Origin of the sequence: Bacillus sp. AFS012607, from assembly GCF_002558005.1 — a bacterium.
Lineage (GTDB): Bacteria > Bacillota > Bacilli > Bacillales > Bacillaceae_G > Bacillus_A > Bacillus_A thuringiensis_S.
Genome location: NZ_NTVM01000010.1, coordinates 49,136 through 75,225, shown reverse-complemented (window position 1 = coordinate 75,225; position 26,090 = coordinate 49,136). Strand labels below are relative to the sequence as shown.

Sequence of the window (26,090 nt, the reverse complement as noted above, 5' to 3'; positions counted from 1 at the left end):
TTTAAAACATCTTCTACTTACAATAACCTCCTAAATTAACGGAAAATTGTTATAATTGAACGTAAGGAGGGATAATATGAAAAAAATCATATCTATATGCGCTCTAACCGCTCTATCTTTCACTTTAATAGGTTGTACAAGTACCTCGGTTACAGATAAAGCTTCACAAGTTAAGCAAGAACATACACAAAATACCTTTCAATTAAACTCCGCAAATATTACCGACATTGAAATACTGAAAACAACAAATCATACTACGTCCAAATCTCAAACAGATAATGAAGAAATGATAAAATCTATCGTTTCAGCAGTTCAAAATGGAACACCTAAAACTATCACTTTAGATCAAAAAAAGAAACAATCTGTGCATTCTACTATAACCGTTACATATAAAGATGACGAAAAAGAAGAGTTTCTTGTTTGGGTTGATAATAAGGAACAAATTACAATTGCCAAAGATGAGAAGAAAGATAAGGTAGAAAGTGTGATAGTGAATATTAAAGATACTAAAATGATGAAGGATTTCTTTTAAAATTCTAGTTAACATTAAAAAAAGAGTAGGATTACATCCTACTCTTTTGTTTAATCATACCCAATAAATAGACTTTTATAAGATCTATTTAAGGTCTAATTTTGCTAAATCATGTTGTAAAACATTATTTCCTTCTTGTGGGTTAAATACGATTGCACTAAGACCAAAAACATTCGTAACAACATCTCTATCTTTCGGACGAATGATTCTTACTTCATAAGCAAACAGTGCTGGAGGAAGAGCTGCTGAACGAAAAGTAACATATTGATTAGGTGGCAATGTTTGTGTTGAAGGGTCTATTAATGGTAACAATACCGGAGAACCAGATGACCAATCAAACATTTCAACAGTTACTCTACGAGTATCATCTGGATCAACATTCATAGCATCCACAGTAAGAAATAACGTAGCGGAATGTCTACGTAATATACCCGTTGATAAAGTTTCATTATGATGTTCACAGCATTTTTTTGGAGGGTGACCATAGCCATAACTCATACCAATTCCCCCCTTTCATTTACAATTAAGGACAAGTATTCCTTATAATATATAATGTTAGTATTCTTTTAGTGCAAGGTATAAAAGCGGATTTTCATCTGTATTTTTGGATATTTTTTTCATTTATTCGCTTTTAAAGAATAAAGTGAAACTTTAATCAGCCCTCACCAATCGGGGTCTTACTACCCAGCAAATAGCGAGATAAATCTATTTTGAAAAGGACCTGCTCCATTCATTCGTAAAAGCATAAAGTAAATGGAATCCGTTAAAACACATGAGTGACCCCTTGGTTTTCCCTTCCTATTAAAAGGAGGAACTGTTATGGGCTTTGGTGGTAGTTGTGGCGGCTGTGGCTTCGCTGGAGGATTTGCTTTATTAGTTGTATTGTTTATTTTATTAATCATCGTTGGAGCTGCTTGCTTCTGCTAAAAAACTATCGGAAAAGACACTCATGTGAGTGTCTTTTCTTTATATGTAAAAAAAAGCCCGCCTATTTCCGTAGGCGGGCTTTATCTTTATTACACAATACGAAAGTATACTCTCTTTTTCACTAAAATTTTATGTAATTATACATATTCATGAAAATAGAAGACTTAAAATATGCCAAAATAAAGTGAAACTTTAATCAGTGGGGGGTGTTCATCCACCACTGATTATTAGTTGAACCCAATCGGACTTTTACGGGCAGCCCGCCCCCCACCTAACTTCTTTGCTTACGCTGAATTTTGAGGTGGGGGTCTTACTGCCCGTTAATGCGGGATAAAAAATATAAAAAAATATCCAGAAAAACTGTCACAAAATCCGTTTTTCTGGTTTCTCTATAATACAGGTATCAAATTGAAAGTGAGGTTTAAACGGACATGTTAACCATAGAAAATGAAGAAAGTCATGCTTCTGATATGACCTTTGAAGATTTATTTAAGCAGTACTATGCTTACGCTGTGAAACAAATCATCTGGATTGTTAAAGATCAATCTATCGCTGAAGAGTTAGCACAAGAAGTATTTTTACAATTATATCGTAGCGATTGGAAAGGAATTGAAAACATACCTGGATGGTTGATTAAATCTTCTACTTATGTAGCTTATAACCATTTTCGATCTGAAAAAAGGCAACAAGCGAAGATTGATAAAGAAATACAATACCATGAAGTACAAAATGTTTCATCATTAGACGATGATTGGATAAGAAAAGAAGAAATTACAAAGGTCCAAACGATACTAAATAAAATGAATGATCGAGAACGAACCCTTTTACTAATGAAATTCTCTGGTTTTCAATATAAAGAAATTGCAGAAGTACTTCAAATTGAAATATCTTCTATTGGAACATTATTGGTCCGAGCAAAAATGAAATTCCGCAAGATTTATAAACAAATGGAGGAGGCATAACAAATGAAATGTTATGATATCGGGTTTATTCAAACATATATTGATGGAGAACTTTCTCATGATATAAGAAAGGAATTCACAAAGCACCTAGATACATGTGAAGCATGCCAAGATTTATTAGTAGAAATCAGTAAATTAAATCAATGGGAAAACGTAATGCTAGATGAAGAATCTGCAAATTCACCACAAGAAATCAAAATTGATATAGAACAAGCATGGAAAACATTTGAAAGCCGTTCCAAGTTAGACAATGTTTCTAATATAAATCACAAAAAGCACCAAAAGAAGGGAATGTTTACAAACATGAGTAAAAAATCAAAACGTTTCATTTATACAGCAGTAGCTGCAGCTGCACTTTTTACAACAGCAATGATTCCACAAGTACAAGTGGCGGCTACAAATGTTGCTTCATATTTTTCTGATGCAATTACAAATGATAAAGTTGTAAATGAAGGAATAGGAGATGAAAATGGTGTCATACAAGATATGATGAAGAATGGTAAATATATTCCTATTGATGAAAAAATTACAGATCAAGGTATTACTGTACATCTCAAAGAAGTATTTATCGCAGATGCACGTATATCAGTTCATTATAGAATGGAAAAAGCTGATGGTAATTTAGTACCATTTGAATTTGATACATCAGGATTAAATCTTGAAAATGATGGTAAAATTAATGGGCAACAAGAGGAAAACCCTGAGATTAAAAATGACGGGAGACTATCATTTATCCATGATTCAGATGATCGTCTTCCTTTTGAACTTATGGCAGCAGGTAAAAAACTAAATGATGTAGGCATTCGTGATAATGATAAACCTGAAGGTGTTGCTACATTTGTTATAGATTCTAAAGGAAAAGACGCTTTTAAACAGCCCCTTACTTTAGATGTAAATATAACTAGAATTGGAAAAGTAATTGGATCTTGGAAAGGTCAAATTCCAATTGATACTTCACATTTGAAAAACAATACGAATTAACATGAAAAAAAGAATAGAACAATATGTATCTAATTCTCAGTTTATATGTTTTCTTGTTTTCGTTATATTTATTTCTTATATAGTTTTTACTCTATCTTTTATTTATGATTTAAGTTTATAACCTTAAATCAATCATTTAAAACCATTACAAAAAAAAGCCCCCTAAAAAAGTAGGCAAATAAATAACCGGTTTCTTAACGTATAAGGAATCGGTTATTTTGTATTTAAAATGCGTCTAGACGTACAATTTTTTTGATATGGTGACCTCTAATAAACCATATCAAAAAAAGAATAGACAGCCTAAGGTGCCTTTCTCCGACTTGAACCATGTTTAATTGTTTTGTTTATTGAGAAATACAATGGTTTATTTATGCTGATCTTCTATATTAGGTCCGTTTGCAGTCCATACAGCAATTAACAAAAGAACAATAGCGATGAAAAAGTTGATGAGCATTTTTACTAAACTACGCATAGGTAGAAAAGCATATATACTTCTCTACCTATCTTAATGTTACTTGATAAGTACTTGTTTTAATTATATATACAAGGAAATTAAACCAGCTATAACAATCAATGGAAGAATTACTGCAAGTTTATTTTGTAGAGGGACACGTTTGTCTGGGACTCCTGGATGGATAACAAAAGCCAGTAAAACAATTGCTCCAATAATACCTAAAAGTATATTAATGATAATCATCCTCCTAAGGAATATTATTAAAATTATATCAAATTTAAACACAAACAAAAGGAATTAATGTTAACAATTACCAAACAACCTATTTATACATAAAAAAACCCCCAAAGTATCTACTTTAAGGGGATCCATCCTATCACCTTCTCTCTTCATACAACCGATTTGCTTTATACGAGCAAACGAAATACATACATGTCACAACGGGGATAAATGTCAAAAAAAGTCCTCTCATTAATGCAAATGGCGTTTCAAATAAGAATGACCATAGAAATGATACACCTTGCTTATCCCATAATCCTGGCGTCAAGTATAGTTCTTTCGGATTTACAAAGGCTCCTAAATTCATTGTATTACTATACATAAATAAAAATAATATCGGCAAATAACAGATCGCTAATTCTAAAAATGTTTTAGATAGACGCTTATACTTCCCTGCTCGTGACATTGGATCTGAAAAAATGTCATCTTCACTTTCTTCATCTACCTTTTTAAAATATTGCGTACCTGACCACCTATTACCAGCTATATGCTCCCAGCCACTATCTTCAAATAATGTGCAGTAATTAATAAAATCACTTTTTCTACTAAATACTCTATGGTCTATTTTAATCGTCGCATCTTCCGGTTCTGTATATCTAAATGTATAACCAAATGTATTGCTTTCTAGTTGATAGCCTTTCCAAGCCATCTCCTCTAACCATTTTTCCTCTTTCTCAAAGTCTAAAAAGAATTTCAATCTCCACATCATCGTTTCCCCCTAACTATACGTGTAATAAACTTTTTGTAACCGCAATAATGTGCTGCATTCTCATAAAGTCTAAATGCAATACTTCTTTCCCGCGTTCCGTAATGACATACACTTTTCTTCGTTTATCTTCGCTTTTTACCGATTCTATTAACCCTTGTTTTAATAAATTTTCAACCGCACCATACAATGTACCCGCTGCGATTTTCACTTGATGATTACTCAGTTCCTCCACCTTTTGCATAATTAAATATCCATGAGCTGGCTCTAATAAAGCTAAAAGAACGTAATACGTTGTTTCCGTTAATGGTAAATTTTTATCTCTATTCATAAAGACCTCCAATGTAACGATAAGTATATAGCTAAACTATATAGTTCAACTGAATAGTTTCATTTTATACAGTCAAACTGTATATGTCAAATGTAGGAATAACTTTATAACCCAAAACAAAAACGCTACCTTTTTAAAAGATAGCGTTTTTGTTTTATCCTTGCTTATTCTTCGCCTTCATTTGCTCTTCATAAACAAACTTCGCGGTCATAAAGTCGTTAGAAAAATCTTTCAATGCATTCTTCATTACATTTAATTCTTCTTGTGATTTAATTTCAATACTGTTTAAGAAATCAAATGCTTTTGATTGTTCCTCCGCAACAAAGTTTTGTGTCATATAATCATCTTGGAAGTCTTTCTTCGCCTTTTCTTTTACTTTATTCATTGCCTCTGTTTTGTTTATGCTTTTCATTGGATTTTCGAATGCTCCAGTAGGTTGTTCTGGTTTTGGCTCTTCTTTCTTTTCCGGCTGTTGCGCTGGTGCCGGTTGTTGTGGTTCCTGCTTTGGTTGTTCTTGTTGAACCGGCTGCTGCGCTACTTGTTGCTCTTTTTTCGCTAACTCATCTTTTAACTTCTTCACTTGCTCATCAAGAGATTTTTTTTCAGTTTCTAACACACTCATATCACTTTTCAACTTTTGCGTCTCTTCAAAATGTTCATCTACTAATTTATTATATTCTTTCTCAGAGTACATTTTTTCACTGGTTGATGTCGTTTTCTCTTTCGTAACAACTACATTAATAATTATAAATAAGGCTACAATTCCTATTAACGCAGCGAAAATCTTCTTTTTATTCATGATTAATCCTCCAAAATGTAAAATTTCAAAAATTATCATAACAGACCAATTCGTTTTCACCTGTCATATTTTGTCGAATCAATATAATAAAAAAAAGCATCTGAAACAGATGCTTTTTTCTCATTCTTAATACGTAAACGTAATTGTCACTAAAGAATACCCTTCTTTCGCATTGTAAGGCTCCGCTTTATAAGAAACTCGATTTGCCCCTTGCGGATAATCAATTTCGCCAATTGCCTTTTTCACATCTTGCAGTGCACCATTCATTGATTGCTTGTACAGCACTTCAATTTTCTCTGGTTTTGCACTATAGCGCTGCTGCATTTTATTTTTTAATTCGGTATAGTTATTTGCAATATATTCATTTCCTAAATAGTTTAACTTTGTATCTTTTAATATTTGCTGATATGCAGGCGTTTTCGTACTACCTGCCGCAATTTTGTTTGTCAGTGTACTATAATAATTTGTTGTAGCTTGCGGATAGTCTCCGCGGTTCCACTCATGATTTCTTGCGATTTGTTCATCTGATAAATTGAAATACGAATACGTTACGCGGCCCTGTTCATCTGGAACCGGATCATCGAATGTTGTATCAAGGTGATACCATTTGTTTTCGATTTTCACTAAATTCCAAGCATGAGGTTGTCCGTCCCCAGTTCCTGTCACGAAATGATTTTCAATTCCTGCTTCTTTTAATAATTGATAAGTTAATAGTGCGTAACCTTGGCAAACCGCAGAACGATTTACTAGTGCTTCATATGCTGTGTAAGCTTTATAAGACGTATCATAAGAAACATGTTTTACTACGTAATCATGAATCGCCTTCACTTTTTCGTGATCATCCATTCCAACTTGAGTAATAGAAGAAACGATTGCTTTCGCTTGTTTCATGACATATTCCGTCTGTTCTTTCGTTTCACGATATGTAATCTTAAGTGTAAATGTATAATTTCCAGGTGATCCAGAAAGTCCATATGAAACATTCGATCTATTATTATTTGTATACTCATTTTTACTTGCAACTTCTTTATATGCGTTAAAAAGTGTATTCATCACTTCGTTTGTATTATTGTTTTTCGTTTTATATGGAAGTGTAATATTTGTCTCGTATGTATTAATACGCTTTTGTACTTCCTCTTTAAAAGCTGTTAATAATGCCGCATCTCCTGTGTCTTTCACATCAGCATTTTTATACTTCAAAGTTTTATATAAAAACTGCGCATACTGTTCACGTGTTACTGTGCCATACGGTTCAAAATTCCCGTTCCCTGTGCCATCTGCGATTCCATTTGACTGCACTGCACTAATTGCGTTTTCTGCCCAAAATGGATTTGGAACATCCTTAAAGGTATGTTTTTGTTTTGCCGCAAGATGGAAAGCATTTGTAAGAATTTGTGCCATTTCCGCACGACTCACAGAAGCTTTCGGTCTAAATTGGCCATTTTCATCACCTTTAAAAACTCCTAAATTCGTTAAAGTTAATACCTCTTCTGGAAACATTGTAGAACTTTGATTAATATCACCGTAAGGATTTTTAAACGTAGACCCATCCTTTAATACGTAACGAGTTCCATCATTACTAAACGAACCGCCTTGTTTATTCGGTACTAACACTCGATAAATTAAAGCCGCAACTTGCTCCCTTGTCGCAACATCTCCAAAACCAAATATCCCATTTCCATAACCGGAAATAATATTTTTACTCGCTAAATCTTTAATCGCAGGATATGACCAATGTGATGTCGGCACATCAGAAAAAACACCCACTTCAGCAGCTTTTACATCGCTGCCATTTGTATATAACAACGCACCACCAATAAGTGATAGTGATGTAATTGATTTTAATAGTTTTGTGTACATAATTTCTTCTCCCAATATGTTCTCTATTTTTGTTGGTTTATGTCGAAAAATCTAAAAATATGACAAAATATATTATACAATTAAAAGTTTTTGAGGGATATATCGAATTTTAAAATATGCAAAAATTCATATTGTTATAAGGATTCATAGTGATATTATGTTGTTTTACTTGCGAATATACAAATAAAAAAACGCTCATCTGAGCGTTTCATCTATATACCTAATAATTACTTTTTCTACACTTCGAACTCTTCTTCGGTAATAATCCTTTAATCTAACAACTCTTTATTCTCCAATATTTCTTCAGCCCGATGGCCCTCCATGCGTATATTGTATAACACTTGTTGTATTAACCTTTGATTGGTCTGTTGAAACATTTCATCCATTTAGAAATAGTTCTATTGAATTTTTCACCACTAGCCATAAAAATATCTTATAATCTTTATATAATAAATTATTGTATTAGGAGTAGATAAAATGCCAGTTACACTCGAACTTATTCTTTTCATTCTTATAGCAATTAGTGCTGTTGGCTATTTAATAAAAGAATTTCAAAAAACTAGGAAACGAACACTTGGAATTTCACTAGAATTTTTAATTCTTTTCTGGTCAATATGGAGAATATCAACTATCATAATCTAATTTATAAAACATGAATTCCTTTGAATAAAACTCAATATTATGTCCATAATGTTGATAGGCTGTATGCCAGAATCCATTTAGTCTTCTCTGTATCTCCTTGTATTAAGCAGTTAGCCTTTGCTAGCTGCTTAATACAAGGAAATATTTTTTATTTAAATTAACTATTTTGTTCACTTTTTTGATACATTTACGAAACATTCATATGTTACGTTATATAAGTCCTTTTTTAAATCATATTCATTCTAGAAAAAAGTCCTAGTCCCCCTAGGGCTTTTTTCATTCAAATAAAGAGTTTTATTGTTTCTCAATAACCGCAACTATTTAATGTGGTAAAATAATAATTGGATTGGCATCCAATACCATATTACGATGGATCAAATCGCAAGAAGGCACCTTAGGGTGTCTTTTTTATAGAAAATCAGTTTAAAAACTAAAAATAAAAGAACCTCAATAAATGAGGTTCAAAAAATCTACTATTTTAAATTACCTTCGTAAAAAGCAACTCCATTTTGAACATGTTTTAAATACCACGTAATCGTCCCGCCACAAACATTTTCATTAAAACTATTAGCATATACTCCATTTGAGTAATAAAGAGTTCTTTTGAACTTACCGTTAGAATACTCATAAGGAATTGAGCATGTTGCTTGTTTCGGAGAGCTCACAGCTTTTTGCGTATCAGCTGAAGCTGCCCCAATTCCTCCTGTTAATGCAATACCTGTTGCCAATAGCCCTACTACTAATTTCTTGAACATAATAAATCCCCCTTTAATAGTTTTTATAACTTACAACTTAAATGTATCACTTTTGTAATTTATGTAAATATCTTGAATATGTAGAAATATTTATTTAATTATTGGTAATATTAGGATTTTATTTTATCAAATGGAAAATAGAGGGGTTAGGAAGGTTTGTAAAAATCCATACTAAATAAACTAAATATCAAGATATACCATTAATGGGCTGATCCAAAATTTTTTCTGATTGGAAAACTATAGTCTCATATATCAATTGCGAGGATACCTTAAGGTATCTTTTTTGTACATATAAAAGTCTCAGCATCTTATTCCTTTAAAACAATAATTGCAACTATATTAATTTTACATTACATTAAGGTTAGGGAATATTCTTATATTAATAAAGTGAAAGTGCTAAATAGTAGGTGGAAGAATGGAATTTAACGATTTGGGTATTACCATTAAAGAACTTAGAATCAAAAAAAATATATCACAATCCGAATTATGTCATGGAATATGTTCACAAAGTCAAATTAGCAAGATTGAAAAAGGTATGATTTATCCATCTAGTATATTGCTATATCAATTATCAGAAAGACTTGGTATTGATCCAAATAATATATTTGCACTAACTCAAAATAAAAGATTAAAATATGTAGAAAATGTAAAATACGTAATAAAAGATTGCTTAAAGCAAAAACAATATAAAGAACTTTATGAAATAGTGAAAAAAGAGAAAAACTTAAATAATTTTCAAACAAAAGAAGAGAAACAATTTCTAATATGGCATGAAGCAATTGCTATATTTATAGTGGATAAATCATTAAAAAATGCTTTAGATTTTTTAAATAATGCATTAAAACTGACTTTAACTAATTCTGATTTTTTATCAGAAAGAGAAATAGATATTATGCAAACAATGGCTATATTTTATGCGGAAAATAAAGAATATGAAAAAAGTATTAATATATTAAAAAGATGTTTAAGTAATTTTAATAAGTTAGATTTTCCTAGAGATAAAGAAATTAAGTTGAAAATCATGTTAAATTTAGCAAAATCTTTGGACTTCACATATCAACATGAAGAGGCAATAAAATACATTGATAAGGGCATCAAATTAGCAATTAATCTAAATACGTTATACCTATTAGGTGAACTCTTCTATTTAAAAGGTCAGTTTTTATTAAAAATTAAACAACATAATGTAGAAGATGTTATTTATAACTGGAAAAAAGCATTATTTATATTTGAACTAACAGAAAAAGAATATTATACAAAAATGCTACCAGATGAACTTATTGAATTACAAAATAAAAAACACTCATAATTTCGTAAAAACTACTTACAAATCCCACAGAAAAAATCCCTATAGCTTTTAAACTTAGAACGATAATATTAAAATAATTTAAGTCGGCAGAATGCTCCTTTTGGTATCTTTTCTTTATTTTTACAAGTACCTACTCAATTAATTCTTAAAAACATAATAGGAAACATTGTTTTATTTATCCTATTTTCATTCATGCTATATATAAAATTCGTTAATAAACCCACCTCAAATACTAGTTCCTTTTATAAGTCGTTTTTTTGATGTAGCTGATATTATTCTCAATACAATAGAATTAATTATTGGAACATATTTAGCAATATATATCAAAAAACAATAATAAGAAGATCCCTTCCACCTTAAGGTAGAAGGGATCTTCTTATTTCTATTTCAAACTACTCGCAATCTCCGTAAAGATAACCCCAAGTGCGTCAACAAGCGTTTTTTCACCAACTACCGCTCCTCTACCGAACGATCTTTCACCGATAGATTGTATGCCTTGAAGTGCTGCTTGCTACATTTCAGCGAACTCTTTCACTGTTAGCTCACGTTTTTCGCCTGCTGCATTTACGGGCAGCCCGTTAATACGGAATAAATGTTAAATCAACTCCTATTTAACATTTCAATTCAGATATACGACCGTAAAGAATGCATCATCACGGTGTCAGCAAGCAAAAGTGTATTCTGCATTTCTGAAAACAGTAGATGGCAGATTATGCCCTACTGAATCTGCTAAGAAAGAATATACAAGAACATCCTTAACATCATCTTTATTTCCACTAATGATGACATCAAGGAAATCTTCTATTTGGAATTCTGGAGTAAACAACACAATCTTAGTTGTTCTGTTTGGTTCTAAAGAAACAAAAGTACGAGAGATTTCAACTAATTCATTTTGAGTTGGGAAAAAAGTGTTTCGGCTTCTCTTAACAGTTACCGTTACATTACTAGTATGGCAGCGTGAATCATTGTTTAACATAATGTTGAGAGCAGTTGGAATAATCCCATTTTCAGAAACTGGAACTCGAAACACCCCAGTAGATTTATGAGCCATATAATCACATCCTTTCAAAATAAAATATATTTACAATATATTAGATGCAAAAAACGTTCATTTTGATATGGACAAATTATATGATTAATATATCTATAATAACCCTCGGTATTACTAAGCTAATGTTTTAAAAGATTAACAAATATCGCGAGAACCAATCGAATGTATATTAAAATTAAAAAGAATAAGATGTCTAACCCACCCCTATTTTGTGCCAATAATGAGACATTATGTTAATCTTATATGTATAGCTGCACAAAATTGAGAAACTTAAGGAGACAGATAAATTTTATGAGAAAATTATCTATATTACTTACTTTCATTCTAGTATTAGTCAGTGTTACGGCTGCTTGCACACAAGATAAAACAGATAGTGCCGTTGAAAATGCTCCAATAGAAGAACCAAGCGCAAAAAATGTAAATGAAGAATTAATAAACTTTGAAGAAAAGGAAGATATGAGCCGCTTGGAACAAGGTATTTTATTAGTTGGCGAGAGTGTTAAGGGAGGCTATTACTTGGCCGCTGTTCAAAGTGCATATTTAAATGCTAGCAACGATTCCGTCATGGTTAATGTCTCTGTAAAAAATGTACGAGGTCAAACGATTGGACTATCAGAATTAAAATATAACTTAAAAGATGAAAAAGACGGAAAGATCTATAAAGGAAAGGTGCTTGATCAAAACCCTTCTGATATACAAGTTAAACCAAATGAAACGGTAGAATTGAAAATAGCTTTTGAAGCACCAGGTACCGTAGATGAATATATGTTTTATATTGAAAGCTCTTTAGACCCTCTACAAACATACTGGAAAATTGATAAGCTGCAATCACAAAAAAACTAAGTCTAAAATACAATTTGATTGAAGAAATCTCTCAAATAAGCAAAAAGTACCGGAAAATTTGATATAGATACAAATGAATAATATATAAAAGTCCCTCCGCCCTAAGGCAGAGGGACTTTCTAATTCCTATTTCAAACTACCCGCAATCTCCGTAAAGATAACCCCAAGTGCAAGTGCACCTGCATCTGGATATCCTAAGCTTCTTTCGTATACTCTGCTCCTTTTTCAAAGGTAATTTTCACTATATTTAAAATATCTGAACACATAAATTCATTTACTTTTTACGAAAATAAAATTGTATTTTTTAGAATTTTAATGTTAATCAATTTGAAACTTTATGAGTTAATTAAATGTGATATTTAAAGAAGGAATTTGTGATGAAGTACTCACATGATGGAATTAATATAAAAAAACTCTAACTAATTCGTCATGGCGATTTAGTTAGAGTTTTTTTGTTTGAAATATTCACGAGTATCTACCCTTATCTTTTCAGGTAAAGCAATGTCAAGTTCTTTATCTAACCATGCAAGAGTCTTTTTGCGAAGAAACTCACGCATGTGTTCTTCTGCTTCAAGCATTACTAAGTTAATTGTACAAGAAGAATTGCTAGGTTCACAAGAATTACAAGCCTCATCCCGATATAGTACACCATTCTGTACAATATTTTTACATTGAAAAATAGGTTTTGGGCCTTCGACGGCTTCTATTACATCCCAAAAAGAAATATCTTCTGGAGACTTAGCTAACCTATATCCTCCCTTTACACCTGGGACAGAATTCACAATATCAGCTTTAGATAATTTTCCGAAAACTTTTGAAAGAAATGTTTCAGAAAGTCCTTGAAACTCTGCCAAATCTTTTATTCCAACACTTTCCTTGGAAGGAGTATTAATTAAATAAACTAGGCAATGCAAGGCATATTCAACCCCAACACTATATTGCATATACAAATCACCTGCTTTTTATTTTAAGGGTTATCAAATTGTATCTTAGGACCATTTAGAATTTTAGTCAAATAAAAAAAGCTCTTTTAGAATAGTATGTATTTCATTTGACAAAAATAATTTCAGAGTTTATATTAAAGACCAAGTNNACTTGGTCTTTAATATAAACGTAAAAACTTTTAAAAAGGGGAAATACAAATGAACAAAACACTTATCATAAACGCACATCCGAAAGTGGATGATCCATCATCAGTCAGCATTAAGGTTCTTAACCACTTTTTAGTATCTTATAAAGAATTAATTCCTAATAATGAAACGATTGAACAGATTAATTTATACGATGATGTAGTACCAATGATAGATAAAACTGTTTTAAGCGCATGGGAAAAGCAAGGAAATAGACAAAAGTTAACTGATGAAGAACAAAAAGTAACAGAGCGTATGTCCGAGATTTTACAACAATTTAAAAGTGCAAATACGTATGTTATCGTATTACCTTTGCACAACTTTAATATTCCATCAAAGTTAAAAGATTACATGGACAATATCATGATTGCACGTGAAACATTTAAATATACTGAAACTGGATCAGTCGGATTACTTAAAGATGGAAGAAGAATGCTTGTTATACAAGCAAGTGGAGGAATTTATACAAATGATGATTGGTATACAGAAGTGGAATACTCTCATAAATATTTAAAAGCAATGTTTAATTTCCTAGGTATTGAAGATTATCAAATCGTTCGTGCACAAGGAACAGCAGTACTAGATCCAAATGAAGTATTACAAAATGCGTATAAAGAAGTTGAAGAGGCGGCTTCTAGATTGGCTAACAAATAAATTTTTTCACTGGAAGAATGATGGTTATAATTAAAGATCCCCTCCACCTTAAGGCAGAGGGGATTTTCTCATTCCTATTTCAAACTACCCGCAATCTCCATAAAGATAACTCCAAGTGCATGTGCACCTGCATCTGGATAGCCTAAGCTTCTTTCACCAACTGTACCGGCGCGGCCCATGCGAGCTACGATTTCTTTCGTATACTCCGCTCCTTTAACTGCTGCTTCTGCTCCTTTTTCAAAAGCAGTTTTCATGTCTTCTTCGTTTGAAGCGCTATCTAACCAAGAATCTACACATGGAGCAAGCGCGTCAACAAGTGTTTTGTCACCAACTACCGCTCCTCTACCAAATGATCTTTCTCCGATAGATTGTATACCTTGAAGTGCTGCTTGCAACATTTCAGCGAATTCTTTCACTGTTAGCTCACGTTTTTCTCCTGCTGCTTTGCTAGCTGCGCGGAATGCACCACCCCAAATTGGACCAGATGCGCCGCCGCAATGTTCCATAATAATCATTGAACAACCGTCAAGGAATGACCCAATCGTTACGTTCTCTTGATCTACAATAGAATGCCACTCACGTTTTAATTGCTTAAATCCTTTTGCCACACTCATTCCGAAGTCGCCGTCACCTGCGTGTGTATCTAACTCACAGAACGGTACTTCGTTTTTAATAATAACGTCGCTCATTTTATCAACGAGATAAATCATGTTGTTTAATGTAATAACATTATCCTTAATAACAGCGTGCTCTTCCGCCGTTTCTATTTCAAAGGAAACTTCCTTCTCTTCTGTCTCTTCAAGCACATTCACGTACTCTACACTTTCAACTGGCCCATCTACTTTAAACGCTGGTGTATTACACTCTTTTGATAGTAATGTTTTTAACTCATCATCTAACTTCATCACTGTTAAAGACATGCCAGCCATATCGATACTTGTCATATAGTTACCGACGAATACTCTATTGATTTTAATGTTTCTAGCAGCTAATTCTCTCGTCACTGCGTTGTTAAATAAGTAAAGTTCTTGCAGTGGTGTTCCGCCAAAACCGTTAACTAGAAGTGCGATTTCCTCGCCATCTTTTACTCCTAAATCTTTTACAAGATCATTTGTCATACGGTTAGCTAGTTCATCTGCTGACAGCATTTTTTCACGCTTAATTCCTGGTTCGCCGTGAATACCTACGCCGTATTCCATTTCATCTTCCGCAAGTGTGAAAGTAGGTGATCCGCTCGCTGGAACTGTACAAGAAGTTAACGCTAAACCGATTGTGCGCACGTTAGCCGCTGCTTTTTCCGCTACAGCTTTCACCGCTCCTAAATCCATACCTTCTTCCGCTGCTGCGCCGGCAATTTTATGAACTAAAATAACTCCCGCAACGCCGCGGCGTCCTACTGTATATAGGCTATCTTCTACCGCAATATCATCATCCACTTTTACGTAGTCGACTTCAATTCCATCTTCCGTCGCTAAATGAGCCCCGTTTTTGAAATTCATAATATCGCCGCTGTAATTTTTAATAATTAATAACGTTCCTTTTTTACTAGCTGTCTCTTTAATCGCTTGATACACCTGAATTTGTGAAGGTGACGCAAACACATCTCCGCACACCGCCGCATCTAACATTCCTTTTCCGACTAATCCTGCATGTGCCGGCTCATGGCCACTACCGCCGCCACTAATTAACGTTACTTTGTTTTCGTTCATTTCTTTCTTCTTAATAACTTTATATTTTTTCAAAAGTTCAAGCTCTGGGTGAGCCATAACCATTCCGTTACACATTTCCATTACTAATGTTTCTGGTTTGTTTATAATCTTTTTCATTGTGATTATCCCTCAATTCCTTTAATATATTGTGATATATTTGAAATCTTCTTCTTACTACTCATGTTAAAATGAAAGCGTTTTACAGTAAACGGACAAAATGGACAATCTGTCTAAAGACACCGCTCTCATTTATAGATAGGATTTTTATATTAATAACATTCTAGGGATGATTCAGATGACCTCTTCTATAATTTCTAAAAAGATAATCGCGAACTCATTGAAATATTTAATGGAAACAGAGTCGTTTCATAAAATATCAGTGAGCGATATTATGTTACACTGTCAAATGCGTAGGCAAACTTTTTATTATCATTTTAAAGATAAATTTGAACTATTAAGCTGGATTTATAGAGAAGAAACGAAAGAAAACATTATCGACTTTCTCGATTATGAAACATGGGAAAACATTTTCGATTTATTATTTGATTACTTTTACGAAAATCAAAAATTTTACCGAAATGCTTTTAAAGTCATTGAACAAAACTCGTTTAATCACTATTTATTTGAGCATACGAAAAACTTATATATGAAGATTATTGATGAATTATCTGCGAACTGTGGATTCAGCCCTTCTGACGAGACAAAAAATACGATTGCCTCCTTTTATAGTCACGGCTTCGTTGGAACGATAAAAGATTGGATTGAAAGCAAGTGCGAAGTAGATCCTTCCATTATGTCTTCTCTCATGAAAAATATGATAAACAATCAATTACTACTATTACTGGAGCAATCAGCAAAGTAATTAAAGGGTGGCAAAAGCAATGAAAAAGATTATGAATGATGTACAAAATATCGTTCAAGATATGCTGCATGGCTTTTATTTTGAACATAATGACAAAGTAAATTACGACGAAACAAATAACATCATTTATGTAAAAGATATTGAAAAACTGAAGCAAAACGTTGCTATAATAAGCGGCGGTGGTAGCGGACATGAACCCGCTGATATTGGCTATGTAGGAAAAGGAATGCTTACGGCAGCAGTAAACGGAAGCATCTTCACTCCGCCTACAGTGGAACAAATTGTGGCGGCAACTCGCCTCATGCCGAAAGATAAAAATATTTTATTCATCATTAAAAACTTTAAAGATGACGTTGAAAACTTTCTAGCGGCAAAGCAAATTGCTAAAGAAGAAGGAAGAAAAATTGACCACATCATCGTAAATGACGACGTTTCAATTGAAGATGATGCTTCTTTTAATAAAAGAAGACGCGGCGTAGCTGGCACTGTTTTCGTTCAAAAAATACTTGGTGCGGCCGCTCTTGAAGGACATTCTTTAGAAGAACTAACAGCACTCGGCCGTTCTATTACTGAAAACTTACACACATTAGGAGTTGCCCTTTCCCCTGCCAACGATCCAGTGAAAGGAAAAGCTTCATTCACATTAAACGATGATGAAGTGTTTTACGGCGTCGGCATTCACGGAGAAAAAGGTTACCGTAAAGAAGCACTATCCTCTTCTGAAATATTAGCGATTGAACTGATGAACAAACTAAAAAGTATTTACCGCTGGAGAAAAGGAGACAACTTCGCTATCCTTATTAATGGACTCGGCGCAACTCCATTAATGGAACAATACATTTTCGCAAATGACATTCGCCGTTTGTGTGAACTGGAAGGATTACATGTGGAGTTCGTAAAGGTTGGTACGCTGTTGACTTCTTTAGATATGAAGGGTGTTTCTCTCAGTTTGCTTAAGGTAGAGGATTTGGATTGGGTGAAGTGGTTGAAGGCGGATGTTAGAGTGGGTAATTGGTAAGTAAAAATTATGATGATAAAAGCCTTTAACTATAACAAGTTAAAGGCTTTTTACAAATTGAAATATCGCTCGAGCGTTCAAAAGAAATTCATACTCACCTCACTGAATGATTACAGGTCTTCCAAATAAAGCTGGATAATAAATGAACATCGCACCTACAAATGAACACACTAAACAAAAAACAGCCTCGTATTTTATGACTAGAGACGAGTTTGTATCAAGCTTTTTTTCCTCTCTTTTCAATATCAATTTAAATAACGCTGTATATAATACTTTATATAAGACATACCCAATAATTGCCCCAAGGGTATTCGTAAATAAATCATCAATATCTGTAATTCTATTATTTAGTAATTGATTTAACTCAATTGCCAATGAAAAAAAGAATCCCGCGCATACGGTGTTTTTTATCTTTCTAAACTGCGGCCAAATAGTCGGTAATAAAAAACCTAACGGCATAAACAGTACAATGTTCAAAAGATACGTAGTACTACCTACCGTATCAAATAGAGTCAAGTTGATTTGACTTACACGAATCCACGTTTCATATCTACTTATATCCCATACAGTCGCGATTTGCGTCACCTTATACACTAGCGAAAGGTAGAATAGAAAAACATACACCCATAAAAAATGCCGAATAGATATATTGTTTTTCGCTTTAAAATAAAATCCAATTTGAAACACAATACAAAAAATTATAGTAAAAAAATACGTATACAAATAACTAATCAAAACTCCTGTATGCATGTAGAATCCCCTAACTTTACATTTTCATCTATGACTTTGTCTTTTTTAGTCTCCTTCATGATGTAAGTCATTTATAGGATAGGAAAAACTTTTAAAATAAAGAGTGGGATAAACATAAAATTTTTCTTAAATCTTCAGTTGGGTTTTATTATTACTCTTCTTAGGAATCCGCCATTGATAGCTAGGCAACAACATGCTTAAACCTAACAATACTATCATTTTTGCCTGTAATACTTTAACCGATGCAGCATATATAAACTCATGTGAATCGTTTGTTCAGTTAACACATGAAATTAAGAAATATATGACGTACTATAATCACTCTTGCTATCAATAGAATTTAAAGAAAATGACTCCTGTTTGCATACAGAAATCATCTTTTTTAGGTTGCCTAACTTTTTTTAGAATGTCCTTTACAAAAGGTACAGATCAAGAGCACCCTGTTCCTATTCGAGGGGATCAACTATACCTTCTTCCCTTAAAATCACACAAACCCATTTACAAATCCATAAAAGTAGATATAATATCCTTATGGAACCTTTATTAATTTATAAAGCATTGTCAAATGAAACAAGATGTCAAATTTTATCATGGTTGAAAAATCCAGAAAACCATTTCGATGAAAAAGCTTATCTAGAGCAAGGCCTTAGTTTTCAAGTTGGAGTGTGCGTAGGAGATATCCAGCTTAAAACTGGCTTAGCCCAATCGGTTATTTCTAGTTATTTATTAACTATGAAAAAAGCAGGTTTACTACAATCTGACCGAATTGGAAAATGGACCTACTATCGCCGAAATGAAAAAACAATACGAGAGTTTTCTGAATACGTTCAAAACGAATTATAAAATGAAAGCAAATAATCAACCTACCAATTGATTATTTGCTTTCCCACATTCTACTTTTATATAGCTGTCCAATACATTCTTTTTAAAACTTCGCTACCTATAAAAGTAAGAAACATAGAAAGGAGCATTTTTTTAACATATCATATCTAGTTATTTAGATATATGTCTTTGTATTTAACATTACATAATTCTAATACTATTGACATCCAATCATGCTCATTTCTTTGTTAATAAATCGATTTTACTTTCAAAATAATAATAAGAATGGAGAGTTTTACAAATGAAAAAAGTAAGTCCTTTACTTATTCTTACACTAGCAATAGGGGTGTTTGGAATTATTACTACCGAGATGGGTATTGTCGGCGTATTACCACAAATCACTCAGAAATTTGGCATTTCAACTGCACAAGCAGGATTTTTAGTAAGTATATTCGCACTAGTCGTTGCTATTTCTGGTCCGTTTTTAATTCTGCTCATTTCTAGTATTAATCGCAAAATAATTTTATTAACAGTCATCTTTGTTTTTGTTATTTCAAATATAATCTACGCTTATACAACACAATTTGAAATCATGCTTGTTTTTCGTATTTTACCAGCAGCACTTCACCCACTCTTCTTTTCAATCGCTCTTGTAACAGCTGCTAAACTTGCCCCTCCTGAAAAGAGTGGTCAAGCGGTTACAAAAGTTTTCATGGGAATTACGGTTGGCTTTGCACTAGGTGTACCATTAACCTCTTACCTTGCAGATCAATTTTCATTAGAAATTGCTTTCTTATTCGGAGCGCTTATTAACGCCCTTGCATTTATTGGAATGCTAATCTCACTTCCTTCTATGCCCGTTAAAGAAAAAATGTCTTTCGGCAAACAAATTCGTATACTCGGCAAACCAGGATTATGGTTAAATATTTTAACCATCACATTCCTTTTTGCAGCTATGTTTTCCGTATACAGCTACTTCGCCGAGTACCTTGCAAAAGTAACTTCCATGAATGGATCTCTCATCAGTATCATGCTATTCATATTTGGTATAGTTATGATTTTAGGCAATCATTTATTTGGTAGTCTCTTGCAAACAAGCATAGTAAATACAGTAATATCGTTCCCTATTTTATATTCTATTGTTTACATATTGGTTTATTATTTAGGTTCTTATCTTGTTCCAATGATTTTTATGGTATTCATTTGGGGAATCGTGCATGCTGGTGGATTAATTGTTGGTCAAACATGGTTAATAAGTGAAGCAAGAGAAGCACCCGAATTTGGTAATAGCCTATTCGTTTCATTCTCAAATCTCGGAATTACTCTAGGAACAACTATTGGAGGCTGGTTCATTTCAAACTTAGGTATTCATCAACTTATTTGGAGTGGATTTATATTTACACTACTTTCATTTCTATTAATTATAATAAAACTAAAATTTTTCACTTCTAATAACCTAGCTTCATTATCAAGCTAGTACATTTTCAATTCCAAATTGGATAAAAAACATTATAAAGTGAAACTTTAATCAGCTCTCACCACTTGGGCGTTTACAGGCAGCCCGGCAAATAGCGGGATAAATTCTATATAAAATACTGGTTATTCTTCTTATAAGATTTTATAAACTATAAAGTATGACACTTAGAGCCTTTAGCTATAATTACAAGTTAAAGGCTTTTTATATAAAAACAGCTTTAAAAGGTGCTAATCTTATGGAACATCATCAAAATAGAATACTAAAAAAAGGCTCCATTGCTGGAGCACTCAAAAAATAATATAACTAAACGAATTAAAACAAGGAACAGACAATTAAAATATACAAATAAAATATAAATAAATCTATATATATGTAATATTACATATAAGAACCCTATTTATCGCTGCTATAATAAACTTACTCGATGATTGTTATATTATTCATAGGTTATACCTTCTTAACACCAATTTTACAAAGAAAAAAGGACATCTTAATTGATGTCTTTTTTCTTATATGATAACGACGCAATACAATTAAGATGATTCCAATCGAAAGAAGGCACCTTAAAGTGTTTTTTCTTCATTACACAATACGAAAGCATACTCTCTTTCGCCTTCAACTTTATGTAATTATACATATTAACAAAAAATACACTTAATGAATATTAAATATAGTAAAATATAAACTGTGGACACGTTCTATAAAGCAGATTCTTTTGATAGGCGTAACATATCAATCATTTTAGGGGATGTGGCGTTACTCCGATACTAATCTCAAATTTCTTGTATTTTATGAACTAACAATCTGGTGTATATAGATGATTCTGTTTTATAGGGTGTGTTTACATTTATAACAAAGGGGTAATACGGATAGATTCGTATTAAATGAAAATGGTTCAAGTCGAAGGAAGGCACCTTAGGGTGTCTTTTCTTTATTCCTCCGCATCCCTCATACTGTAATACCCTAAATTAATAATAACCAAGAAATATCCCCCCATAATTCCAGCAGCGAATGTCCACATGAATTCATGGTGTTCTATTTCATACATAATAATCGCACCGAGTATTGCGGCTGCGAACCGATTCATCATTCCGAGCATCGGTGCTTTTTCTTTTTTTACAATGCTATCTCCGAACTTTTCAATACGCCTTCCTAAAATCCAGGCGCAGTACATACTCACCAAAAGGCCAATACTTATCCCTACAAACTGGGCTGAAAAAGGTGTCAGCAACCATCCCAATAACATTACGCCTAGCAAACAATACATTTGTATGTTGAACGATCTTAGTGCCATACGAATCATGTTATTCTCCTTTATCTTTCTCATTGTAGTTCCGTATCATCAATCCAAGCTTTCAGGCTTCAAGCTTTCAGCTATATCTTTTTTAAAATGAGGAAATTTGATTTTGCTCACCATTAAATAAGCGAGTACGCATGTACCAAATGCCACGGAAACTGGATTATTTAGGCGGCATAAAATGAGGATACACATCGCCGCAAATGGAATGGGCATTCCGATGAATGTTGGGAGTTTGCTTTGCCGTGTGTTAAACCTCGCAAGCCGAAGCATTCCACAAATACTATACGCGAGGGCACATATCATCCCGATAGACTGTAAATCTTTTAACGAAGCACTATATGCAAGAATAGACGGTGCCACACCAAAAGTAACTAAATCCGCAAATGAGTCTAGCTCTCCGCCTATTTCCGAAACAGAATCAAGTTTCCGAGCGACCATGCCATCAAAAAGGTCAAACAACATACCCGTAATAATAAAAACTGCTCCCAAATAAATATCGTGAACGAAAACAGCGTGAATAGCCAAAAGCCCACACACAAAATTTGCTATCGTAATCATATTCGGTATGTAACTCATCACATGCTTCCCCTCCTTTCTACTAATTGCTCCATCTCGGGTCTTACTCATTACAATCAATATCCTTCTGCTTTTCTTCCAATATCACTTTATTTATTTTCGTTAACGTATCGGTCATTTGCTCTAGGGCATTTATATCGATTTTGGAAAAGTATTTCTCAATTAATACATCATCTAACTCAGACAACCGCTCTATATACTTACTACCTTTTGGACCAAGTGTAAGAAAATACTCCCTTTTATTATTAGGGTTTACTTGTTTTGAAATCATCTGTTGTTTTTCCAATTTCGATAAAACTTGGCTCACAGCACTTTTCGTTATATTAAACGTACTCGCAATGTTATTTGCTGTCGTGTTTTCATTTAAATGAATATGAAATAACATGCTCTCTTGCTGCCCAGTAAGACCGAACTCATCCTTTAAATCTTGAAATAGTAAAATATAGAGTTCCGTATAGGCTCGATTCATTTCATTAATTACTTCTTTATACGTTCTAGTCATAGCATCCTCCATGCTTTTATTTCGTTTCACTTAATAGTTAAGTTTACTTAACTTAACTATATTATACCGTTATGTTCGTGTAAAGGGAAATATAACTCTACACTTTATCAGCTGTGCTTTTAATGTATGTAAAACTTTCTCTCTTCATAATCTTCTACATCAGCTTCTTCCCAAAGCTCACGATTTTCCCCTCGCTCGATTAATGCAAACCTCCCCTTTCTCCAGTTGTATTGCCGCAAGACCAATGTATAAGACATAGCACCTATATCAAGTTCATCTAAATACTCTTCTAAAACAAGCTTAGTTCCTTCATCTAAACACTTAACAAATAGTTATGAATAATCAAAATTAAAATCAAATAAATTCCATATAGACCCATTACTGGTTAAAATGTTATAATGAAATCACCCTACATAGTTACTCATAGCCAGACTGAGGAACTAGCGTCTTATTAAGTAATGCGCATAACTAAAATAAAAAAGACACTTTTTAAAGTGTCTTTTTTATTTATATTCTATTCCTAGGAATTATCTCTTTTATAAACAGAATCTATCAAACAGTAAAGGAGACTAACAGATGGAACATCCTGTTGCAAGAGAATTACGTTTTATACGTGTATGTCTTATCGTTTTGATTATTGTCATTGCATTCTGGGATCGTGAGAAAACTGTGGAAATCACTGATCACGGTAGTGAACCTATCGTAAACACGAGCAATATGACCCAAGTTGGTGAGAATACATTTGCATACAAAGACGAATCTAATCAAATTAAAATATTTAAGTTTAATCCAGATACAAATGAAATAAAATTAATAAAAGAGTTTTATGCTAACGAATATTAATGAAATTACATTGGACAAAAGGCACCTCAAGGTGTCTTTTTTATTTTCAAAAGGACCCGCTCATGTTTATACTTCAAAACATAAAGTAAATGGAATCCGTTAAAAAACACGAGTGACCCTTTGTTTTCCCCTCTTATTAAAGGAGGAACTATTATGGGATTTGGCGGTAGTTGCGGTGGAAGCTGCGGTGGAAGCTGCGGTTTTTCTGGAGGATTTGCACTATTAGTTGTATTGTTTATTTTATTAATCATCGTTGGAGCTTCTTGCTTCTGCTAAAAAACTATTGGAAAAGACACTCTTATATGGGTGTCTTTTCTTTGTAAACTAAAATGTATGTGAAATGAAAACATAGTTAGAATAGAATACTCACTTAAATTATTTTTCACTTCACAAACTACATCCAAAAAGTTGGATAATTTCTTTTACTACTCATATTATTAATGAATAAAGCAATAACTACAATAACAACGGAGCCAATTAAAACTGGTGTTACTAAATAACTCCAACTATTTGCCCCTAAAATAACGATAATCGGATCGGCGCCTGCTGGAGGGTGCGTCGTTCTCGTTAACATCATAACGGCTATTGCCATCCCCACCGCTAAAGCAATTGTCCAATATTCATTCCCAAACAAATGATATATTGATAGACCGATGAAAGTTGAAATCAAATGTCCTCCAATAATATTACGCGGCTGAGATAATGGCGCATTCCAAACTCCAAACGCTAATACACAACTCGCCCCAAATGGAGCCATTAATAATTCTGTAGAGGTTATGCTCGTTAAATATGTTAAGGTAAGAATTGTTAAAAATCCCCCTAGTAGTCCCGTTAAAGAGTCCTTTACATTTACTTGTAATGGGCTTCTTCCTTTCCCTTTCATTTTTGTAAAATATCGTACACTTATTGGTTGAGGATCTTTCTGCTTAGTTGCTGTTATATTATCCATCGTTCTCCTCCTTTATTTACCAACAATTATAACTTGACATAACTAACCTGTAAACATTAATTTCAAGGGTTAGTTCAAGAATACAAAAAAAGAATCAACTGTTATAAGTTGATTCCCTAAACTTCTTCACATTTTCGATTCTGGAATTTTGCTACCTTTTTCCGGTTCCCACATATTTTCATAGAACACCATTTTCGTTTTCCACTCTTATCTATAAATAATAAAACACAGTCAGGGTTTGAACACCTTTTAAGGAAAATAAGCTTATTTTCTACTATTAAAGTTAAAGCATCAAATGCAATTAACGATGTGAGTACATCCTCGATTTCTCCAACCGGGATAGGTACTAGCTGCTGTTCAATGATTTTATATGTAAACGGTGCTTTCTCAATTTGTTTTTCTAAATACGTAATAAAATCATTGGAAATTTCGTGCTGATCAGCAATTGCCTCAAACTGCTTTCTCATTATATTTCTTATTTCTAATATACTAGATGTAACCAGCTTCATTCGCTCTTGAATCCCTATAAATGTTTTTCCATTCAAAAAAGGAAGATTAACCTTTATTACATATAGCCATTCTAATACATCTTCATCTGTTATTAATAAATCATAACGTTGTCCACGCTTAACTAACTCTGTATTTACTAAATCTAATGAGAGATTTCCCGATATAAGTGGGAATTGTTTTGTTTCCTGCATGTACTCATCACCTTCTCTTTAAATAATCATATTCCAAATTAATACAGAAGTACAACTTTTTTATAAACTACAAAGTATGAAGATTAAAGTCTTTAGCTATAATTACGACTAGAGGCTTTTGTATGTAAGTAAATGAAAAAGGAGCTAATTTTATGGAACATAATAAAAATGGAGTGCTTGCTTTAATTGTTTTATTTTTAGGATTAGTGTTTTTTGTTAGTGGAATGGTTTATCATTTATGGGGCTCATTTTAATTTCAACTTTTAGACAGATAAATAATTCGAATCAGAGAAATGCACAATATTTTCCCTTTTCCTTCCAAAATCAATATAATAAGATATAAAATGTAATGCATATAAAGATAAA

29 protein-coding genes and 3 pseudogenes are annotated in these 26,090 nt (G+C 32.9%); 14 read left to right on the top strand and 18 right to left on the bottom strand.

The genetic code is table 11. From position 1 onward, the window contains the following. Positions 1-76: 76 nt before the first annotated feature. Positions 77-532 (top strand): hypothetical protein, encoded by a 456-nt coding sequence (locus CN409_RS10710; protein ID WP_000720866.1) that lies wholly within the window; start codon positions 77-79, stop codon positions 530-532. An 84-nt stretch (positions 533-616) separates the two neighbouring features. On the opposite strand, the gene CN409_RS10705 is transcribed toward CN409_RS10710, so the two are convergent. Next, entirely contained in the window at positions 617-1,030 is a 414-nt protein-coding gene (locus CN409_RS10705) for a hypothetical protein (RefSeq protein ID WP_016097858.1), read from the bottom strand. A gap of 321 nt (positions 1,031-1,351) precedes the next feature. Between CN409_RS10705 and CN409_RS10700 the strand changes: the two genes are divergently transcribed. The 3 genes from CN409_RS10700 to CN409_RS10690 all read left to right on the top strand — a co-directional run bounded on the left by CN409_RS10700 (position 1,352) and on the right by CN409_RS10690 (position 3,402). Beyond that, on the top strand, positions 1,352-1,459 hold the full coding sequence (locus CN409_RS10700; RefSeq protein WP_000505670.1) for a YjcZ family sporulation protein: 108 nt from the start codon (positions 1,352-1,354) through the stop codon (positions 1,457-1,459). A 431-nt stretch (positions 1,460-1,890) separates the two neighbouring features. Then, on the top strand, positions 1,891-2,421 hold the full coding sequence (locus CN409_RS10695) for an RNA polymerase sigma factor SigX (RefSeq protein ID WP_000955505.1): 531 nt from the start codon (positions 1,891-1,893) through the stop codon (positions 2,419-2,421). A gap of 3 nt (positions 2,422-2,424) precedes the next feature. Continuing rightward, positions 2,425-3,402, top strand: a complete 978-nt coding sequence (locus CN409_RS10690; RefSeq protein WP_000650416.1) for a DUF4179 domain-containing protein — start codon at positions 2,425-2,427, stop codon at positions 3,400-3,402. 535 nt (positions 3,403-3,937) lie between these two features. On the opposite strand, the gene CN409_RS31775 is transcribed toward CN409_RS10690, so the two are convergent. From CN409_RS31775 to CN409_RS10655, 6 genes are all read right to left on the bottom strand, one after another. Next, positions 3,938-4,099: a hypothetical protein gene (locus tag CN409_RS31775; RefSeq protein ID WP_000583951.1), complete on the bottom strand. Its 162-nt coding sequence runs from the start codon at positions 4,097-4,099 to the stop codon at positions 3,938-3,940. A gap of 133 nt (positions 4,100-4,232) precedes the next feature. Further along, positions 4,233-4,844, bottom strand: coding sequence for a DUF2812 domain-containing protein (locus CN409_RS10685; RefSeq protein WP_002083001.1), 612 nt, complete (start codon positions 4,842-4,844; stop codon positions 4,233-4,235). A 13-nt stretch (positions 4,845-4,857) separates the two neighbouring features. Next, positions 4,858-5,172, bottom strand: a complete 315-nt coding sequence (locus tag CN409_RS10680) for a PadR family transcriptional regulator (RefSeq protein WP_001078063.1) — start codon at positions 5,170-5,172, stop codon at positions 4,858-4,860. A 154-nt stretch (positions 5,173-5,326) separates the two neighbouring features. Continuing rightward, positions 5,327-5,971, bottom strand: coding sequence for a hypothetical protein (locus CN409_RS10675; RefSeq protein WP_001035204.1), 645 nt, complete (start codon positions 5,969-5,971; stop codon positions 5,327-5,329). A 126-nt stretch (positions 5,972-6,097) separates the two neighbouring features. Continuing rightward, on the bottom strand, positions 6,098-7,831 hold the full coding sequence (locus tag CN409_RS10670; protein ID WP_000288184.1) for an S-layer homology domain-containing protein: 1,734 nt from the start codon (positions 7,829-7,831) through the stop codon (positions 6,098-6,100). A gap of 1,115 nt (positions 7,832-8,946) precedes the next feature. Then, positions 8,947-9,228: an LCI fold-containing protein gene (locus CN409_RS10655; RefSeq protein WP_000473837.1), complete on the bottom strand. Its 282-nt coding sequence runs from the start codon at positions 9,226-9,228 to the stop codon at positions 8,947-8,949. A 415-nt stretch (positions 9,229-9,643) separates the two neighbouring features. Between CN409_RS10655 and CN409_RS10650 the strand changes: the two genes are divergently transcribed. Beyond that, positions 9,644-10,537, top strand: a complete 894-nt coding sequence (locus CN409_RS10650; protein WP_000395471.1) for a helix-turn-helix domain-containing protein — start codon at positions 9,644-9,646, stop codon at positions 10,535-10,537. A 661-nt stretch (positions 10,538-11,198) separates the two neighbouring features. Here the strand turns inward: CN409_RS10650 and CN409_RS10640 are convergent. Then, on the bottom strand, positions 11,199-11,588 hold the full coding sequence (locus CN409_RS10640; protein ID WP_000940658.1) for a hypothetical protein: 390 nt from the start codon (positions 11,586-11,588) through the stop codon (positions 11,199-11,201). A gap of 291 nt (positions 11,589-11,879) precedes the next feature. On the opposite strand from CN409_RS10640, the gene CN409_RS10635 reads away from it, so the two are divergent. Further along, the gene (locus tag CN409_RS10635; RefSeq protein ID WP_001228900.1) at positions 11,880-12,431 is read left to right on the top strand and encodes a hypothetical protein; all 552 of its coding nucleotides are present in this window, start codon (positions 11,880-11,882) and stop codon (positions 12,429-12,431) included. 126 nt (positions 12,432-12,557) lie between these two features. Here the strand turns inward: CN409_RS10635 and CN409_RS32810 are convergent. Next, a pseudogene (locus CN409_RS32810) lies at positions 12,558-12,644 on the bottom strand (DAK2 domain-containing protein); the annotation flags it as partial. A gap of 224 nt (positions 12,645-12,868) precedes the next feature. Next, positions 12,869-13,375: an RrF2 family transcriptional regulator gene (locus CN409_RS10625; protein WP_001200339.1), complete on the bottom strand. Its 507-nt coding sequence runs from the start codon at positions 13,373-13,375 to the stop codon at positions 12,869-12,871. Between the two features lie 198 nt (positions 13,376-13,573). Between CN409_RS10625 and CN409_RS10620 the strand changes: the two genes are divergently transcribed. Beyond that, positions 13,574-14,215, top strand: a complete 642-nt coding sequence (locus CN409_RS10620) for an FMN-dependent NADH-azoreductase (protein WP_001044343.1) — start codon at positions 13,574-13,576, stop codon at positions 14,213-14,215. A 74-nt stretch (positions 14,216-14,289) separates the two neighbouring features. Here the strand turns inward: CN409_RS10620 and dhaK are convergent, their stop codons facing one another. Then, on the bottom strand, positions 14,290-16,041 hold the full coding sequence (dhaK, locus tag CN409_RS10615; protein WP_000720762.1) for a dihydroxyacetone kinase subunit DhaK: 1,752 nt from the start codon (positions 16,039-16,041) through the stop codon (positions 14,290-14,292). Between the two features lie 178 nt (positions 16,042-16,219). On the opposite strand from dhaK, the gene dhaS reads away from it, so the two are divergent. Continuing rightward, on the top strand, positions 16,220-16,786 hold the full coding sequence (gene dhaS / locus CN409_RS10610) for a dihydroxyacetone kinase transcriptional activator DhaS (RefSeq protein ID WP_063675043.1): 567 nt from the start codon (positions 16,220-16,222) through the stop codon (positions 16,784-16,786). Positions 16,787-16,805: 19 nt separating this feature from the next. Next, positions 16,806-17,804, top strand: coding sequence for a DhaKLM operon coactivator DhaQ (gene dhaQ / locus CN409_RS10605; protein WP_063675042.1), 999 nt, complete (start codon positions 16,806-16,808; stop codon positions 17,802-17,804). Between the two features lie 99 nt (positions 17,805-17,903). On the opposite strand, the gene CN409_RS10600 is transcribed toward dhaQ, so the two are convergent. Beyond that, the gene (locus CN409_RS10600) at positions 17,904-18,554 is read right to left on the bottom strand and encodes a VanZ family protein (protein WP_000556849.1); all 651 of its coding nucleotides are present in this window, start codon (positions 18,552-18,554) and stop codon (positions 17,904-17,906) included. Between the two features lie 235 nt (positions 18,555-18,789). Between CN409_RS10600 and CN409_RS32325 the strand changes: the two are divergent. From CN409_RS32325 to CN409_RS10585, 3 genes and pseudogenes are all read left to right on the top strand, one after another. Next, a pseudogene (locus tag CN409_RS32325) lies at positions 18,790-18,891 on the top strand (TetR family transcriptional regulator); the annotation flags it as partial. A gap of 194 nt (positions 18,892-19,085) precedes the next feature. Next, positions 19,086-19,397, top strand: a complete 312-nt coding sequence (locus CN409_RS10590; protein WP_000433538.1) for an ArsR/SmtB family transcription factor — start codon at positions 19,086-19,088, stop codon at positions 19,395-19,397. Positions 19,398-19,677: 280 nt separating this feature from the next. Further along, positions 19,678-20,853 (top strand): MFS transporter, encoded by a 1,176-nt coding sequence (locus tag CN409_RS10585; RefSeq protein WP_000757912.1) that lies wholly within the window; start codon positions 19,678-19,680, stop codon positions 20,851-20,853. 931 nt (positions 20,854-21,784) lie between these two features. Here the strand turns inward: CN409_RS10585 and CN409_RS10580 are convergent. The 4 genes and pseudogenes from CN409_RS10580 to CN409_RS32320 all read right to left on the bottom strand — a co-directional run. Next, positions 21,785-22,156, bottom strand: a complete 372-nt coding sequence (locus CN409_RS10580; protein ID WP_000620598.1) for an ATP synthase subunit I — start codon at positions 22,154-22,156, stop codon at positions 21,785-21,787. A gap of 39 nt (positions 22,157-22,195) precedes the next feature. Then, on the bottom strand, positions 22,196-22,780 hold the full coding sequence (gene pssA / locus CN409_RS10575; protein ID WP_136803911.1) for a CDP-diacylglycerol--serine O-phosphatidyltransferase: 585 nt from the start codon (positions 22,778-22,780) through the stop codon (positions 22,196-22,198). Beyond that, positions 22,773-23,231, bottom strand: a complete 459-nt coding sequence (locus tag CN409_RS10570) for a MarR family winged helix-turn-helix transcriptional regulator (protein WP_000198951.1) — start codon at positions 23,229-23,231, stop codon at positions 22,773-22,775. Before CN409_RS10570 ends, pssA begins: the two co-directional genes overlap by 8 nt. A gap of 69 nt (positions 23,232-23,300) precedes the next feature. Further along, positions 23,301-23,560, bottom strand: a pseudogene (locus tag CN409_RS32320) (hypothetical protein); the annotation flags it as partial. A gap of 247 nt (positions 23,561-23,807) precedes the next feature. Between CN409_RS32320 and CN409_RS10565 the strand changes: the two are divergent. Further along, complete coding sequence (locus CN409_RS10565; protein ID WP_000400973.1) at positions 23,808-24,074, top strand: YmzC family protein; 267 nt, start codon at positions 23,808-23,810, stop codon at positions 24,072-24,074. Positions 24,075-24,227: 153 nt separating this feature from the next. Then, positions 24,228-24,350 (top strand): YjcZ family sporulation protein, encoded by a 123-nt coding sequence (locus CN409_RS10560; protein ID WP_097981499.1) that lies wholly within the window; start codon positions 24,228-24,230, stop codon positions 24,348-24,350. A 118-nt stretch (positions 24,351-24,468) separates the two neighbouring features. Here CN409_RS10560 and CN409_RS10555 read toward each other — a convergent pair whose 3' ends face one another. Next, a complete protein-coding gene (locus tag CN409_RS10555) occupies positions 24,469-25,023 on the bottom strand; it encodes an HPP family protein (RefSeq protein WP_000368843.1) in 555 nt (184 codons plus the stop codon). A gap of 116 nt (positions 25,024-25,139) precedes the next feature. Beyond that, positions 25,140-25,724: a CGNR zinc finger domain-containing protein gene (locus CN409_RS10550; protein WP_086390195.1), complete on the bottom strand. Its 585-nt coding sequence runs from the start codon at positions 25,722-25,724 to the stop codon at positions 25,140-25,142. Positions 25,725-26,090 lie beyond the last annotated feature (366 nt).